Source organism: Streptomyces chumphonensis, from assembly GCF_014779715.1.
GTDB classification, from domain to species: Bacteria; Actinomycetota; Actinomycetes; order Streptomycetales; family Streptomycetaceae; genus Streptomyces; species Streptomyces chumphonensis.
The window spans coordinates 196,311-212,139 of sequence record NZ_JACXYU010000007.1 but is presented as its reverse complement, the minus strand read 5'-3'; the positions used below and the strand labels follow the sequence as shown (position 1 = coordinate 212,139).

The following is a 15,829-nucleotide window of genomic DNA, read 5'->3' as shown; positions in this document are numbered from 1 at the left end:
AAGCACCTTTGAGTACGGGACCCGGAGCACACTCCGCACCCGCACCGAACGACCCCGACACCCCCGACACCCGAGCCACCGGACCGAAGCCGCCGAAGGCCCCCAGGACCCCCAGGACCTCGATGTTCAGCTCCCTGCGGGTCCGCAACTACCGACTCTTCGCCTCCGGCCAGCTGGTCTCCAACATCGGCACCTGGATGCAGCGCATCGCGCAGGACTGGCTCGTCCACAGCCTCACCGGCTCGGCCACCGCCGTCGGCCTCACCGTCGCCCTGCAGTTCCTGCCCATGCTGCTCTTCGGCCTCTACGGCGGTGTCATCGCCGACCGCTACGACAAGCGGCGGCTGCTGCTCCTCACCCAGGTCACGATGAGCCTCACCGGCCTCGCCCTCGCGGCGCTGACGCTGACCGGCTCGGTGCAGGTCTGGCACGTCTACGGGCTCGCCTTCGCCCTCGGCCTCGTCACCGTCGTGGAGAACCCGGCCCGGCAGACGTTCGTCGCCGAGCTGGTCGGGCCGGACCAGCTGCGCAACGCCGTCTCCCTGAACTCGGCCAACTTCCAGTCCGCGCGGCTCGTCGGCCCGGCCGTCGCCGGTGTGCTGATCACCGCCGCCGGCAGCGGATGGGCCTTCCTCGTCAACGGCCTCTCCTTCCTCGCACCCATCGCCGCCCTGCTGCTGATGCGCCGGGCCGACCTGTCCCCCGCCGAGCCCGTGCGGCGCGCCCGGGGCCAGCTCCGCGAGGGACTGCGCTACGTGCGCAGCCACCCCGAACTGATGTGGCCGATCATCCTCGTCGGCTTCATCGGCACCTTCGGCTTCAACTTCCCCATCTGGCTCACCGCGTTCACCGAGCGCGTCTTCGACCAGGGCGCCGGCGTCTACGGACTGCTGAACGTCCTCATGGCCGCAGGCTCGCTGACCGGGGCGCTGCTCGCCGCCCGCCGCAGCACCGCCGGGAGGCGGCTGCTCGTCGGCTCCGCCGCCCTCTTCGCGCTGCTCCTCGGCCTCGCCGCCGTGACGCCGTGGTTCTGGGTCTTCGCCGCGCTCATGGTGGCCATCGGCGTCATGGGGCTCACCTTCAACGTCACCGCGAACTCCAGCGTCCAGCTCGCCACCGACCCGGCCATGCGCGGCCGGGTGATGAGCCTGTTCATGATGGTGTTCATGGGCGGCACCCCGATCGGCGGACCGCTCATGGGCTGGATCACGGACACCCACGGCCCGCGCGTCGGCCTCCTCGCCGGCGCCTTCCTCTCCCTGCTGGGCGCCGTGCTCGTGGGCCTGGCCCTGGCCAGGGCGGCGGGCCTGCGGCTCAGCATGGACCTGCGACCCGGCCGCCGCCGCGTGGCCTTCGTACCGCGCGAGACGCGCGAGCCGCTGCCCGTCTCCCCGGTGGCCGGGCCGACGAGCCCGGCCCCCGCGCCACCGGCCGCGGTGGGGGCGTCCCGGTGAGACTCTTCGCCGCGCTGATGCCGCCGCCCGACGTCGTCCGCGCCCTGCGGCGACAGGTCGCCGAGCTGCGCACGCTCCCGGGCTCGGACGCGCTGCGCTGGACGCGGCCGGAGGGCTGGCACCTCACCCTGGCCTTCTACGGCGACGTGCCCGACACCGCCGTCCCCGAGCTGACGGCCCGGCTGGAGCGGGCCGCCCGCCGAGGCGCGCCCCTCCCGCTGCGGCTGCGCGGCGGCGGACGGTTCGGCGGCCAGGCCCTGTGGGCCGACGTCACCGAGGACGCCCCCGGAGCGCGCGCCGAACTCGCGCACCTGGCCGACGCGGCGGCGGCTGCCGGACGGCGGGTCGGCGCGCCCGGCAGCGAGCACGGCCACCGCCCGCACCTCACCCTGGCCCGGGTCCGGCGGGGCGCCCCGACGCCCCTGGCCCCCTTCACCTCGGCACTGGCCGACTTCACCGCCCCGGCCTGGCCCGCCGACCGGCTCACGCTCGTCCGCAGCCACCTGCCGCGCTCCGGCGTGCCCGGGGAACAGCCGCACTACGAGGAGCTGGCGTCCTGGCCGCTCGGCGGCTGATCGGGCCGCCCGCCCGGCGGCGGGCCCGGCCCGCTACCGTGGAAGGGTGAACGCCAAGATCAGAACGCGTGTCGTGACGCTCGGCCTCGTCGTGATGTTCGCCGTCGTGGCCGTGGCCGCCGCCTTCGGCCGCTGACGGCGGCCCGCCCGGGTGGGGACGGACACGCGCCCGCCCCCACCGCGCGGACGGATCACCAGGCGAAAGCCTCCGGAGAGGGGCCCGGGCCGGGGAAGATCCCGTCCAGCTCCGCCAGCAGCTCCTCGCCCAGCTCCAGCTCCACCGCGCGCAGCCCGGACTCCAGCTGCTCCCGTGTGCGCGGGCCGACGATCGGCCCGGTCACCCCGGGGCGGCTGAGCAGCCAGGCGAGGGCCACCTCACCCGGCTCCAGACCGTGCTTCTCGACCAGGTTCTCGTAGGCCTGCACCTGCTCACGCAGGGCCGTGTCGCGCAGGGCGTCACCGGAACGACCGGACGTCGAGCGGGCCGCGCCGCCCGCCCTCTCCTTGCGGATCGCCCCGCCCAGCAACCCGCCGTGCAGCGGCGACCAGGGGATGACACCCAGCCCGTACGCCTGCGCCGCCGGGATGACCTCCATCTCGGCGCGCCGCTCGGCGAGGTTGTAGAGGCACTGCTCACTCACCAGGCCGAGCGAGCCGCGCCGCGCCGCCGTCTCGTTGGCCTGGGCGATGTGCCACCCGGCGTGGTTGGAGGAGCCCGCGTAGAGGACCTTGCCCTGCTGCACGAGGACGTCGACGGCCTGCCAGATCTCCTCCCACGGCGTGCGCCGGTCGACGTGGTGGAACTGGTAGACGTCGATGTGGTCGGTGCGCAGGCGACGGAGGCTGGCCTCCACGGCACGGCGGATGTTCACCGCCGACAGCCGGTCATGGTTCGGCCAGTGCTCGCCGTCCACGCCCATGTTGCCGTAGACCTTGGTGGCGAGGACGACCTTCTCGCGACGCTCGGGGCTGCCCGCGAGCCAGGACCCGATGATCTCCTCGGTGCGCCCCTTGTTCTCGCCCCACCCGTAGACGTTGGCCGTGTCGACGAAGTTCACGCCCGCCTCCAGCGCGGCGTCCATGATGGCGTGGCTGCCCGCCTCGTCCGTCTGCGGCCCGAAGTTCATGGTGCCCAGCACCAGTCGGCTGACCTTGAGCCCGGTGCGTCCCAGCTGTGTGTACTTCATACCGCCAGCCAAGCCGCTGAAGCGCGCCGGGGGCAAGACCCCACCCCGGCGACGCGCCGCCGGGCCGCGGCTCAGTCGCGGGGGAACGCGTCGGTGGAGAGCGTCAGCCCGACGGCGACGGGGTCACGCCGGGACGGCGGGGGCGGGTTCGGTCTGTGCGGCGTAGGGCGCGCCGAGGGCGAAGGCGTCGTGGAGGGCGGCGGCGAAGGCGGCGGCCAGCCGGTGCTCGCCGGGGCCGGCCGGGTGGGTGCCGTCGTAGGTGTCGCGGGTGAGGTCCCAGTCGGCGGGGGGCGTCGCCAGGACCAGCGGCGCGGTGGGCGTCGTCAGCTCGGCGAGGAGGGCGGCGAGGAGCGTGTTGAAGCGGGCGACCTCGGTGGCGAAGGGCGCGTCGGTGACGGCCCGCACGTTGGGTATGACGGGCAGGACGACGGCCCGGACCGCCGGGTCGGCGCGGCGCGCCTCGGTGAGGAAGTGCCGCGCGTTGCGGGCGGTCTGCTCGGCGTCGGTGTAGAAGCCGAGGTCGATGAGGCCGAGGGAGACGAGCAGGATGTCGGGGCGGTGGGTGCGGACGGCGTCGGCGACGACGTCCTTGTGGTGCAGCCACCCCTCGCCCCACCCGGCGAGGTGGCCGCGTGCGCGGGTGGGGAAGGCCGGTTCGGCGTAGCGGTGGGAGCCCTCGTGGAGTGCGGTGCGGGGACCGACGAGGTCGGCGGGCTCGGCGGCCGCGCACAGGTGGGCCCACAGGCGGTAGCGCCAGGTGTGGTCACCGGCGCTGCCGATCGTCATCGAGTCTCCGACTGGCATCAAACGCACCCGGCACATTCTGCCGGGCACCCGCCCTGACCTGCGGCGTGATACCGGTCACGCCGTGCGGGCGTCCGGGGCGGGGGTCCGCCGGGGCCTCGCGGGGCGCTACATTCGGATCATGCGTCGACAGTCGCCCGGCCGGGGGCCGGGAAGCACCGGTGCCACCCGGGCGGCGGCGGGGCCCTCCCCGGTCCGCAGGGCGGTGCGCGGGGCCGTCGTGGCCCTCGGCACGGTGGGTGCGCTGCTGGTCGCGGCGGACGGCGCGGTCGCGGCGGACGAGCCCGGGTTCACGGTTCGGGACCCCCGGATCACGGAGGCGAGCGGTCTGGCGGCCAGCCGCGCGCACCCGGGGGTGTACTGGACGCACAACGACAGCGCGAACGCGGCCGAGGTGTTCGCGGTCGACGGCGCGACGGGGCGGACGCTCGCCACGGTGACGCTCGCCGGCGTGGCGGGCCGGGACCTGGAGGCCGTCTCCGTCGGCCCCGACGGCGACCTCTACGTGGGCGACATCGGCGACAACCTCGGCGGCACCTGGCCGCACGTGTGGATCTACCGGTTCGCCGAGCCGGCCGAGTTGGCGGACACGACGGTCGAACCGGCCGTCCACACCGTGCGGTACGCCGACGGGCCGCGCGACGCCGAGTCGCTGGCCGTGCACCCGGGGACGGGGCGGGTCTACATCGTCGGGAAGCGGGAGGGCGGCGACGGCCTGTACGCCGGGCCGGAGGAGCTGTCCACCGAGGGCGTCAACACGTTCACCCGGGTCGCGGACGTCGACCTGTGGGCCACGGACGCCGCGTTCTCCCCCGACGGCAGCCGGCTGGCCGTGCGCAGCTACTTCGGGGGCCGCATGTACGCGTGGGAGGACGGCGGGCCGCGCGAGATCGGGCGGCTGCCGGTGCCGATACAGCGCCAGGGCGAGTCGCTGGCCTTCACGCCGGACGGCCGGACGGTGCTGTTCGGTTCGGAGGGCGAGGGCGAGGAGGTGCGCGCGGAGGAGCTGAGCGGCGAACTGCTCCCCGAGGACGCGCGGCGGGCCGACGAGGAGGCCGGGGAGACGGCCGGGGGCGGCAGCGGCGGCGCGGGGGACGACGGCGGCCGGGACGTGGACGGGGACGGCGTGTCCCTCGGCGGCGCCGGGCTCGCCATCGCGCTCGCCGTGTGGATCGCGCTGCGCGGCGGACGCCGACGCCGGGGCGACTGACGTCCGCCGGACGGGGCGCGGCGCACGCGGGGGCGGGCCGCGCGGGCGGGCGGCCCGTCACTCCTCCTCGGGGCACGCTCCCATGGCCGCGCCCAGGGTGTGCGCGGCGTCCGGCTGTGCTCCCGGGTCGTGGGCGCGGGCGTCGATGACGGCGGCGAACCCGTCCAGGAGGGGGGTCAGTCCGAAGGCGAGGATGTCCAGTCCGTCGGACTCGAAGACGTCGGCGGGCAGCGCGGCGACCTCGGGGTAGGCGCCGCCGGACATCGCCTCGTTCAGGAACGGGGTCTGGGCGCTCCAGAACTCCTCGTCGCTGACGCCCGACTGCTCGGCGGACTGCTGGGCGAGGACGACCATCCGGGCGGTGCCCGTGACGAAGTTGTCGATCGTCACCAGCATCGCGACCTTCTCCTGCCCGGTGAGCCCGAGGCCGCGCAGGCCGGTGAGCGCGGCGTCGAAGGCGGCCAGGGAGCGGGGGCCGAGGACGGGCCGCGTCTGGTTGATCTGCAGCAGCCAGGGGTGGCGCAGGAAGAGGTCCCAGGTCGCCTGGGCGACGAGTTCCAGCGTGGCGCGCCAGTCCCGGTCCGCCTGGTCCACGCCCTCGGTGAGCGGGCCCTGGACGTGGTCGAGCATCAGGTCCAGCAGCTCGCCCTTGCCCGGTACGTAGCGGTAGAGCGACATGGTGCCGACGCCGAGCCGGGCGGCGACCTTGCGCATGGAGAGGGCCGCGAGCCCTTCCTCGTCGGCCAGTTCGACGGCGGCGGCGACGACGGCCGTCACGCTCAGCCCGGGTTTGGGTCCGCGTGAGGGCGGTTCGTCGGTGCCCCACAGGAGGGCCATGCTCCGGCTGAGGTCGCCGCTTCCGGTGTGTTCCGTCGTCGCCATCGTGTCGAACATCGTAAACCTCCGAGTCGTCCGAGCCTCTGCGTATTGTGTACGCTATTTGAACTGAGTACAACGTACCCAGTTATTCGTCCACGCTGCAAGGGGGACCCTCCGTGCACCACGACCGACCGACCGATCACGCGGTCCTCGCCGAGGGGCTGCACAAGCGCTACGGCAAGGGCCCGTCCGCCAAGCCGGCGCTGAGCGGCTTCGACCTCGCCGTCCCCGCCGGGTCGGTGTACGGCCTGCTCGGCCCCAACGGCGCGGGGAAGACCACCGCCGTCCGCATCCTCGCCACCCTGCTCACCGCCGACGGCGGACGGGCCCGCGTCGGCGGCCACGACGTCGCCACCCAGCCGCGCCTGGTACGGCGTCAGATCGGCTTCACCGGCCAGTACGCGGCGGTGGACGAGATCCTCTCCGGCCGGCAGAACCTGGAGATGTTCGGCCGCCTCTTCCACCTCGGCCCGGCCACCGCCCGGGCCCGCGCGCGGGAGCTGCTGGAGCAGTTCCGGCTCACCGACGCGGCGGACCGGGTCGTCTCCGGATACAGCGGCGGCATGCGGCGCCGTCTCGACCTGGCCGCCTCCCTCGTGCTCGCCCCGAAGGTGCTCTTCCTCGACGAACCCACCACCGGGCTCGACCCCCGGGCGCGCAACGAGGTCTGGGACGCCGTGCGTGAGCTGGCCGCCGCCGGCACGACCGTCCTGCTCACCACCCAGTACCTGGAGGAGGCCGACCGGCTCGCGGACCGCATCGCCGTGATCTCCGCACCCGACGGCGAGGGCGGGCGGACCATCGCCGACGACACCCCCGAGGCCCTGAAGAACCGGATCGGCGGGGACCAGGTCGAGGTCGTCGCCGCCGGGCCCGAACACCTGGCGGCCGTGGAGAAGGTCGTCGCGCGGGTGGGCCGCGCCGCACCGCGCACCGAGGCCGAGACGCTGCGGGTCAGCGCCCCCGTCGCCGACCGGGTCGAGGCCCTCACCGAGGTGGCCCGGCAGCTGCGTGACGAGGCGGTCGACGTCGTCGACCTCGCCGTGCGGCGCCCCACCCTCGACGAGGTCTTCCTGCGCCTCACCGGCTCCCCCGCCGAGAACACCACCCGTTCCGAGGGCGCCGACGGCGCCGGCACCACGTCCCAGGAGGTCACCGCGGCATGAGCATCACCCTCGACCCCGTACGGGAGGACGGCCCCGGGCAGCGGCTGCGCTGGGCGCTCGCCGACTGCTGGACGATCGTCCGCCGCGAGCTGACGCACCTCGTCCGCCAGCCGACGATCATCGCCTGGCAGCTGGGCTTCCCCATCGTCTCGGTCCTGCTGTTCGTCTACGTCTTCGGCAGCGCCATGGACGTCGGCGGCACCACGGACTACAAGGACTTCGCGATGCCGGGCATGTTCACCATGACCATGGCCTTCGGCTTCATGAACACCGCCATGGCCGTGGCCGTCGACAAGGACCGGGGCGTCATCGACCGGTTCCGCTCCATGCCGATGGCCCCCTCGGCCGTCGTCACCGGACGGGGCGTGTCCGACGTGCTGCACGCCGCGCTCGACCTCGCCGTCCTCGCCGGCATCGCTCTGGTCATCGGCTGGCGGCCGGGCGGCGGGATCGCGGCCACCCTGGCGGCCTTCGCGCTGCTGCTGGTCCTGCGCTTCGCGCTCATCTGGGTCGGCGTCTGGATCGGGCTGCGGGTGAAGAACCAGGAGTCGGCGGGCAACCTGTTCGCCCTCGCGTTCCCCTTCGGCATGATCTCCAGCGTCTTCACACCGCCGTCGATGATGCCCGACTGGCTCGGCGCGATCGCCATGTGGAACCCCGTCTCCTCCACGGCCGGCGCCGTGCGGGAGCTGTTCGGGCAGCCCATGGCGACCTCCGGCGGCAGCTGGATCGAGACACACCCGCTGCTCATGGCCGTCGTCTGGCCGGTCGTCGTCACGGCGGTGTTCCTGCCGCTCGCCGTGCGCACCTACGGCAGCTTGAGCCGGTAGGCACGCTCTCCCGGGCCGCCGGACCCGCGCGAGGGGCCCGTCCGGGCGGACGGGCCCCTCGTCAGCGGCGGATCAGAGGTTCTCGATCACGTAGTCGACGCAGCGGGTGAGCGCCTCGACGTCGGAGGGCTCGACGGCCGGGAACATCGCCACCCGCAGCTGGTTGCGACCCAGCTTGCGGTAGGGCTCGGTGTCGACGACGCCGTTGGCCCGCAGGACCTTCGCCACGGCGGCGGCGTCCACCTCGTCCGCGAAGTCGATGGTGCCGACGACCTGCGAGCGCTGCGCCGGGTCGACGACGAACGGCGAGGCGTACTTGACGTCCTCGGCCCACCCGTACAGCGCGCGGGCCGAGGTGGCCGTACGGCGCACGGCCCAGTCCAGGCCGCCCTGCCCGTTGATCCAGTCGAGCTGGTCGGCGAGGAGGAAGAGCGTGGCGAGCGCCGGGGTGTTGTACGTCTGGTTCTTGCGCGAGTTGTCGATCGCCGTCGGCAGGTCGAAGAAGGCCGGGATGTGCCGGTCGCTGGCGGCGATCCGCTCCGCCCGCTCCAGCGCGGCCGGGGAGAAGACCCCGATCCACAGACCACCGTCGGCCGCGAAGGACTTCTGCGGGGCGAAGTAGTAGACGTCCGTCTCGGCGATGTCCACGGGCAGACCGCCCGCGCCCGACGTCGCGTCCACCAGCACGAGCGAGCCCGCGTCGGCGCCCGGCACCCGCGAGAGCGGGGCGGCGACACCGGTGGAGGTCTCGTTGTGCGTGAAGGCGTAGACGTCGACGCCCTCCTCCGCGCGCGGCTCCGGGTGCGTCCCGGCGGGCGACTCGACGACCGTCGGTGCGGCCAGCCACGGCGCCAGCTTGGCCGCCTTCGCGAACTTCGAGGAGAACTCGCCGAAGGACAGGTGCTGCGAGCGCTGCTCGATGAGCCCGTGCGTCGCGATGTCCCAGAAGGCGGTGGAGCCGCCGTTGCCCAGGACCACCTCGTAGCCCTCGGGCAGGGAGAACAGCTCGCGCACGCCCTCGCGGACCCGGCCGACCAGGTTCTTCACCGGAGCCTGGCGGTGCGAGGTGCCCAGCAGCGACGTGCCGGTGGCGGCCAGGGCGCTGAGCGCCTCGGTCCGCACCTTGGAGGGGCCCGACCCGAAGCGTCCGTCGGCGGGCTTGATGTCAGCGGGAATCTGGATCTCAGCCACGGCCCGAGCCTAACGGCTCGGTAGCCGGGCAACGGGGCTGTCCGGGGGCTGAGACGGCCGGTGGCACGCCGGACGGGCGCCGGACCGGCGTCCGACCGGCGTCCGACCGGCGCCCCTCCAGCACGCGTCAGTCGAACCAGCGGGCCACCGTCAGCTCGCGGGTACGCTCCGGGTCCTCCAGCAGCGCGGCCACCTCGAAGCGGCGCGGCCAGGCGCCGGCGGCCCAGGCGAGCCCGGCGGCGACACCCTCCAGCGTGGCCGCGTGCAGACCACCGTCCCCGGTGAACCGCCAGTCCAGCTCCACGCCGTCGACGAGGAGTTCGTCGTGCTCGGTGTAGGAGTCCGGCGTCCGGGCGCCCAGCAGCGCGCGGACGCCGTCCGGCACCGCGCGCACCGCGCCGCCCGCCGGGGCGGGGGCGGGCACCGCGTCGCTGAGCAGGCCGACGTCCAGGACCGACGCCAGCCGGGCGGCCAGCGTCGGACGCACCGGCAGCAGGGCGCGGCCCGTCGCGAGCGGCAGCAGGTCCGGGGCGTCGGCGACGAGCGCGCCCGCCGCGTCGACGACCCGCACCCGGCCGTCCACCACGGCCCGGACGTCGTCGGGGAGCGTCACCTCGTCGGGGTCGAGCTCGGCCAGCAGCGTGTAGAGGCCGTGGAGCTGGGCCGGGCCCACCGGCAGCTCCGCGTCCGCGAGCCGGCCCAGCAGCTCGGCCGCACCACCCGGCTCGTCCAGCAGCGCCGCGGCCGACGTGCGGACGCCGAGCGCGTGCAGCAGGGCCGGGTCGTCGAAGCCCCGCGCGTCGGCCTCCTCGTACAGCCCGGCCAGCAGCGGGTCCCCGCCCGCCGCGCGCAGACCCGCCGGACGGCGCCCGTCCAGCACCGGATGACCGCGCAGCCACCAGGCGGTGTAGGGCCGTACGGTCTCCGCCGTACCGTCCGGCAGCAGGACGCGCACCGGCGTGGCCAGCGCGTCGCGCAGCGGCGGCCGGGACAGCAGCGCGAGCGCCTGCGGCCACCGGTCGTCGTCCACCAGGTCCAGATCGCGGACGGCCAGCAGCTCGGTGACCACCGGTGGTACGGGCGTCTCGGGCAGCTGGTCGAGCACGTCCTCGCACCACACGTCGACGGCGTCGAGCAGCCCGGCGTCGTCGGGTTCCGCGTAGTCCGAGTCGCGCGGGTCGAGCTCGTCCGGGTCCAGGACCACGTCGGCGGCGCGGACCAGCGGGAAGCCGGCCAGCACCCCGGCGGCCGTCAGCGTCTGCTCGCCCCAGCGCTCCGCCAGCTCGGCGTCGCAGACGGGCAGTTCACCCACACGGAGGACGGCCGCGAAGGCACTGCCCGGATACACCAGCTCCCCGGCCGGGGCCGGCTCACCGTCCTCGTCGGGCAGGGCGAGCGCCCCGAGCCACGGCTCGTCGCCGGGCGCGAGCCCCGCGTCACGGACCAGGCCCAGCACGAGGTCGGCCAGCTCCTCCGCGTCCAGCGTCGAGTCGTCCTCGTCCCACACCTCGTCGGCGTCCAGAGAGGCCGCGACCGCCGCGCGCACCTGCGGAGTGGTCAGAACGGCGCGCGGCGTCGCCGGGACGGCGCCCAGCTTCTCCAGCAGCGGATGCGCGGCCTCGGCGTGCGCCACCTTCAACCCGAGCCGCGCGAGCCGATCGGCCCCGGCCAGATCCGGCAGCGGCAGCAGCACCTGCCGGGGGCCGATCGTCGTGCGACCGTCGGCGAGCGGCACGGGCAGACCCGTCAACCGGTCCGGATCCACCCCGGCCAGCGAGTCGTACAACCGCCGCCACCACGCCGGATCGCGCTCGACCCCGGCGAGCCGGTCGATGATCTCGCCCAGCGGGATGCGCGGCACCTCCAGCGTGCGCAGCTCGGTACGGCGTTCCAGCCCGGCCGGCAGCAGGCTGGGGAACAGCTCCGCCAGCACCTCCACCGTCGCCGCCCCGGCACCCTCGGCGACCTCCGCGTCCCGAGGCCGCAGCACGTGCGGCTCGCCGTCGTCGTCCCTCCCCGCGCTCGGCAGGAACGGCACGCCCGGCAGCCGCTCCAACAACCGCGCCCGCAGCGCACCGTCCAGCTCTCCCCGGCCCAGCGGCCCGGGAACGAGGTCGATGACGCCCGGCTCCACCGGGTGCCACGCGCGCAGCAGCTCGGCGTAGACGTCGGCCACCTGATCCAGGAGGAAGTCCGTCAGCGGCCCCGGCGCCGTGTGCCGCCGGGTGGACTCCAGCGGGAACGAGGCGATGAGCAGCGCGGGCAGCCCCAGCGGCTCGTCGGTGGGAGTCGGCGCGTGCACCACGGGCTCCGTCGCCGGACGCACCGGCGCCCCGGCGGCGTCCACCGGAACCGCCCACGTCACCGACCAGGTGGGACGGCGACGCTCCTCCACCGGCCGGTCCGCGAGCAGCGCCGGGTCCGTCGCCCCCCGCGCGGCGGCCACCCGCCAACGGCGCCCGCCGATGACGGTGTACGGGCCGTCCTCGTGGCGCGTCAGAGTGCGCTCGCCCTCCGGTGTGTCCACGACGACCTCCGCCAGCCCCGGCAGGGCCAGCAGCAACGCGTCGTCCACCCCGTCCAACAACCGCGTCGCCAGCTCGTGCGCGGCGGCGTCCCGCAACGGCAGCACCACGGCCGTGTCGTACCCGGCGGGCGCCTGGCCCTCGGCCGCGAACGGCAGCCGCAGCAGCGGCACGTGACCGTCACGGCGCCGCAACTCCTCCGCCAGCCCCGGCACGGCGGCCGCCAGCCCGCGCGCCTCGGCCAGCGACCACCGCACGCCCCCGCCATGGCTGACCACGGCCGGCTCGTCACTGATCGTCAGCACGGCCGCGAACCCGACCCCGAACCGACCCACGGTGCCGACCTCGTCCCGCTTCGCGGACGCCCGCAGCGTCGCCAGCGACTCCACCCCGGCGGCGTCCAGCTGCGCCCCGGTGTTCGCCGCGACCAGCGTGCCGTCCCGGAGCGTCAGCCGCAGCCGACCCGGCACCCCGGCACGGGCCGCCGCGTCCGCCGCGTTCTGGGCCAGCTCCACGACGAGCCGGTCCCGGTAGCCCCCGAGCGCCAGCTCCTCCTCGGCGTTGGCGTCCTCCCGGAACCGGGCGGGCGAGGCCGCCCATGCCTCCAGCACGCGCCGCCGCAGTTCCCCGGCCCCGAACACATCACCGTCCATGCGGCCGACCGTACCGCTCCCCGGACCCGCTCCCCCGGCCGGAGGGGCCGTCAGCCCTCCGGCGTGGCCGAAGCGGTCGGCGCGGGCCCCTTGACGTCGGCGGCGTCCGGGAAGTCCAACGCGTTACGACACCCGAACCCCTCCGCCGCCTTCTCCGCCGACGCGAGGAGGACGGAGAACGTGGCCTCCTGATTCAAGCCGAACAAATGCTCGATCAAGCGACCTTCGACCGCGCGAGGACCGGGGTCGGCTACTTCACAACGGAACCGCACGGTCGAAACACCGGGATCGAGGCGCCCGCCAGAAACAATCTCAATATCCTCCCCGGCGTCGTAGACATAACCGGAATCGTCGCTGCGCCTCTCTTCCGGAGGAGCGGGAGCGTCACTAATGTCCACCCATGCGTAGGACAAATCGAATTGCAGGAGAGCATCACTCTTCCGTTGAACGTTACAAAATTTCCCGGGGTACTTCACCTTGTCGTCCGCGATTTCGACGAGCTCTTCGGGATCATGCCTGCCCGTCTCAATAATTCCTGCCGCGACCCGGCCATCAAGAATTCCGTGACAGGCGGCTTGCAACTCCACAGACTCATCATCGTCCGGATTCTGACTACAGCCGACAAGGACCGAAATCAGCAACGCGGCAAAAAGGAGGATCCTGCCCATCAATCTGCATCCATGGAGTCCGCGTCCAGCTTCCCGTTACTATAGGCAGAGTTGGCCTCCGTGCTCATTTCACCCGGGTTATCCACCTGGTGGATCTTTTGGTAGGCGTGCCCGTTACTGATCGCCATTGCCCGACCCCTCTCAACAAATTCCTCAGACGCCAACCCCGCCTCAGCAGAGAAATCCTTCTCCATCGCCTTGAGGTTCTCGTTCATCTCATTTCCGAAATAGGTGTCGAATGCCTTGACGCCCGCGTCCACGACGATCGGAACAGCAACGGCCGTGGCGATACCAGCCCCTGGCCCCGCCGCCGCAGTCACACCCAGGGCTGCGATGCCACCGACGGCCGTGCTCACGCTGTACTTCTGCCATGACGACGAGTCTTCCCTGGCCTTGTTCGCCGCCTCGGCCTTTCCTCTGAAATCCTGGTCAATCTGTGAAGTCCGGGCCTCATCGAGTACTCCATGATTGTAGGCACCCACGTTCTGCGCATGGCGTGCCATCGACACCTCATCACCGTGGGCCTCCATGAGGCTCGCAGTGTAAGCGTGCTGGGAAGCAGAGAGGACCTCGTGACCACCGGCCTGTTGACCAACGTTGTAGAGAAACCAGCGAGCGTCAGTCGAAGAAAACTCCGCGTGACCAGCGCTACTGCGGTCAAACAAATCCGCACGCATGGGCGGCTCCATGGAGCCGCCCATAAGCGCGGTGGCCCACGTCAGATCGTCGATGTAGCCGGCGCCCATCTCTGCCAAGCTGTTAGTCAAACCCGGCATCTTATCCAAGAGGTCGTGCCTCTCCGCCACTACGGCTACCACCTGCTCCATGACGTTGGCAGTGACGTCGTCGCGCTGGAGTCCGACCTCACGGTACGGGACGCCCAGCGTCGCCGACTCCAGGGCACGGCCGAGCTCGTCGTAGGCGTAGCCGCGCCGAGGGTCCTCGCCCTCCACCGGGTCGTGGGGCCAGTCGCGATCCAAGAGGAGGTACTGCAGTTCCTTGTCCAGCTTTCCCTCATCTGAGGAGAAGAATCCCTTGGAGGCTTCGGGATTGTTCCCCAGAGCAGTCAGGAATCCGGAAAAGGGATCGTTACCCTTGTCCAACCCACCGATGTGCAGCTCGTACGGGTCGACGCTGTCAGTCCAGACGTGCTCGCTGTTCTTCTTCTCGAAGTCGATGAGTTCCCGGCCGTAGGTCTGGAGGAAGTCGGAGTCGTAGTCCCCCTCGTGCATCAGGCTGCTCAGCAGCTGGAAGCCGTAGGGCGGTCGGCTCTTCTGCGGGTCGGCGGAGGAGTTGACCGCGCCGAAGACGCGGTCGGAGCCCAGGTCGATGATGTCCTTCTTCCACTCCCGCATCTCCGGGCTCTGGGAGTGGGTGGCGGTGGCCAGGGTGTGGCCCAGGGACTCCTGCAACCGGGTGAGGATCTTCTCCTCCGCCTTGCTGCGGTCCTGGTCGGCTGTGACGCCGGACCAGAACTCCAGGACGCCGCGCGGCCCGGCCTTGAGGGCCACCTGCTCGGCGAAGAACGGGTCGCCCTCGCGTCGGCTCAGGGTCCTGTTGAGTTGCTGGAGGTCCGCGTGGCTTGCCGAAGCGCCCTCGGCGAGGATGCGGGTGACGGCCTCGGCGTCGCGGACCGCCTGGCGCCTGCCCTCGGCCGCCACCTGCACGCTGTCGTAGGTGCCGGCGTTGAAGCCCTGGTCCCGTCCGTTGCGGTCCTGCGTCAGGGCCCAGTGCAGGGCCTCGTCGGCGTCCGTGGCGTCGCCCACCGCGGCCCGGACCCGGGTGTTGTAGCCGCTGATCGTCTCGGCGTAGAGCCGTTGCCGGCTGCCGTCGTCATCGTCGGCGGTCGCGGAGAAGGAGACGACGCCCTGGGCGGAGATGCTGAGGTTGCGGTCCTCCTCCACTTCGTCGCGGACCGCTCGCGCCCGCTTCTGCGCGGATCTGAACGCCTCCAGGGCGCTTTCCAGGAGCCGGTGGATCGCGCCCGCCTCGTCCTCGGCGGCGTGGAACTGCGCTGTGACGTCGTCCAGCCGCACGAAGGCGGCGTCGGCCGTCTCGCCGGTCCAGTCGGAGCCGCGCAGCCGCGCGGCCACGTTGCCGTCGAACTCCCGGCTGATCGTGTTGAACTGGCTGGGCAGGTTGCGCCACTTCACGACGGCCTCGTCCAGTGGGCCGAGATCGGCGCTCGTCAGGTCCCGGTAGGTCACCATCTCCCCGTACACCCCCTCCGCATCGGCCCGTCACCCCTTGGGGACGTCGATGCCCTTCGCGTTGTCGGCCTGGGCGAGGTCCTCGGTGCGCAGGAGTCCGGCGGCGTTGCGGAGGCTCTGGGCCACGCCCCGGTCCAGCAGGTCGTCCAGGTGGGTCATCTGTTCGGCCCACCGCTCCTGGAAGACGGGGATGGCCCCCGCCGAGGTGAATCCGGCGAGGCCGCCGGGGATCTGTCCGGTCTCGCGGAGTGTGGCGTCGTCGGCCCGGCGCAGGGCGTCGCGGACGGTGTCGGCCTCACCGGCCCGGTTCTCCAGCAGGCTGGGCGTGACCTTCAGCTTCGGTCCGGGCGCCCCGCCGCCGCCGTCGATCGGTGCCACTCCCGCGAGCCGCAGCCCGGCCTGCTCGTGCAGCCGGGCCCATTCCTCCTCGAAGGACATCGCTCCCCGCCCTCTCGCCTCGCCTGCGTTCGGCGCGTG

The 15,829-nt window shown here is 73.0% G+C and carries 13 protein-coding genes; 5 read left to right on the top strand and 8 right to left on the bottom strand.

Translation table 11 applies throughout. The features are described 5' to 3' along the window. The first annotated feature begins 8 nt into the window (after positions 1–8). Both IF129_RS15710 and thpR read left to right on the top strand, forming a co-directional pair. A complete protein-coding gene (locus IF129_RS15710) occupies positions 9–1,454 on the top strand; it encodes an MFS transporter (RefSeq protein WP_191210280.1) in 1,446 nt (481 codons plus the stop codon). Next, positions 1,451–2,029: an RNA 2',3'-cyclic phosphodiesterase gene (gene thpR / locus IF129_RS15705; protein WP_191210279.1), complete on the top strand. Its 579-nt coding sequence runs from the start codon at positions 1,451–1,453 to the stop codon at positions 2,027–2,029. The genes IF129_RS15710 and thpR overlap by 4 nt, the downstream gene beginning before the upstream one ends. 191 nt (positions 2,030–2,220) lie before the next feature. Here thpR and IF129_RS15700 read toward each other — a convergent pair whose 3' ends face one another. Beyond that, a complete protein-coding gene (locus IF129_RS15700) occupies positions 2,221–3,216 on the bottom strand; it encodes an aldo/keto reductase (protein ID WP_191210278.1) in 996 nt (331 codons plus the stop codon). Between the two features lie 123 nt (positions 3,217–3,339). After that, positions 3,340–4,002, bottom strand: a complete 663-nt coding sequence (locus IF129_RS15695; protein WP_263576232.1) for a GDSL-type esterase/lipase family protein — start codon at positions 4,000–4,002, stop codon at positions 3,340–3,342. Positions 4,003–4,141: 139 nt separating this feature from the next. Here IF129_RS15695 and IF129_RS15690 point away from each other — a divergent pair, with 139 nt between their 5' ends. Beyond that, positions 4,142–5,230, top strand: coding sequence for a hypothetical protein (locus IF129_RS15690; protein WP_224755018.1), 1,089 nt, complete (start codon positions 4,142–4,144; stop codon positions 5,228–5,230). A 57-nt stretch (positions 5,231–5,287) separates the two neighbouring features. On the opposite strand, the gene IF129_RS15685 is transcribed toward IF129_RS15690, so the two are convergent. Further along, complete coding sequence (locus tag IF129_RS15685; protein WP_191210277.1) at positions 5,288–6,112, bottom strand: TetR/AcrR family transcriptional regulator; 825 nt, start codon at positions 6,110–6,112, stop codon at positions 5,288–5,290. Between the two features lie 113 nt (positions 6,113–6,225). Between IF129_RS15685 and IF129_RS15680 the strand changes: the two genes are divergently transcribed. Continuing rightward, a complete protein-coding gene (locus IF129_RS15680; protein WP_191210276.1) occupies positions 6,226–7,275 on the top strand; it encodes an ATP-binding cassette domain-containing protein in 1,050 nt (349 codons plus the stop codon). Beyond that, entirely contained in the window at positions 7,272–8,105 is an 834-nt protein-coding gene (locus IF129_RS15675) for an ABC transporter permease (protein WP_191210275.1), read from the top strand. The genes IF129_RS15680 and IF129_RS15675 overlap by 4 nt, the downstream gene beginning before the upstream one ends. A 72-nt stretch (positions 8,106–8,177) precedes the next feature. Here IF129_RS15675 and serC read toward each other — a convergent pair whose 3' ends face one another. The 5 genes from serC to IF129_RS15650 form a co-directional block, all read right to left on the bottom strand. Continuing rightward, entirely contained in the window at positions 8,178–9,296 is a 1,119-nt protein-coding gene (serC, locus tag IF129_RS15670; RefSeq protein ID WP_191210274.1) for a phosphoserine transaminase, read from the bottom strand. Positions 9,297–9,423: 127 nt separating this feature from the next. Then, positions 9,424–12,474 (bottom strand): sacsin N-terminal ATP-binding-like domain-containing protein, encoded by a 3,051-nt coding sequence (locus tag IF129_RS15665; RefSeq protein WP_191210273.1) that lies wholly within the window; start codon positions 12,472–12,474, stop codon positions 9,424–9,426. Positions 12,475–12,524: 50 nt separating this feature from the next. Beyond that, positions 12,525–13,142 carry a hypothetical protein gene (locus tag IF129_RS15660; RefSeq protein WP_191210272.1) on the bottom strand — a complete coding sequence of 206 codons (618 nt, stop codon included), beginning with the start codon at positions 13,140–13,142 and terminating at the stop codon, positions 12,525–12,527. Then, the gene (locus IF129_RS15655; RefSeq protein WP_191210271.1) at positions 13,142–15,352 is read right to left on the bottom strand and encodes a hypothetical protein; all 2,211 of its coding nucleotides are present in this window, start codon (positions 15,350–15,352) and stop codon (positions 13,142–13,144) included. Before IF129_RS15655 ends, IF129_RS15660 begins: the two co-directional genes overlap by 1 nt. Before the next feature lie 30 nt (positions 15,353–15,382). Continuing rightward, a complete protein-coding gene (locus IF129_RS15650; RefSeq protein ID WP_191210270.1) occupies positions 15,383–15,790 on the bottom strand; it encodes a hypothetical protein in 408 nt (135 codons plus the stop codon). Positions 15,791–15,829 lie beyond the last annotated feature (39 nt).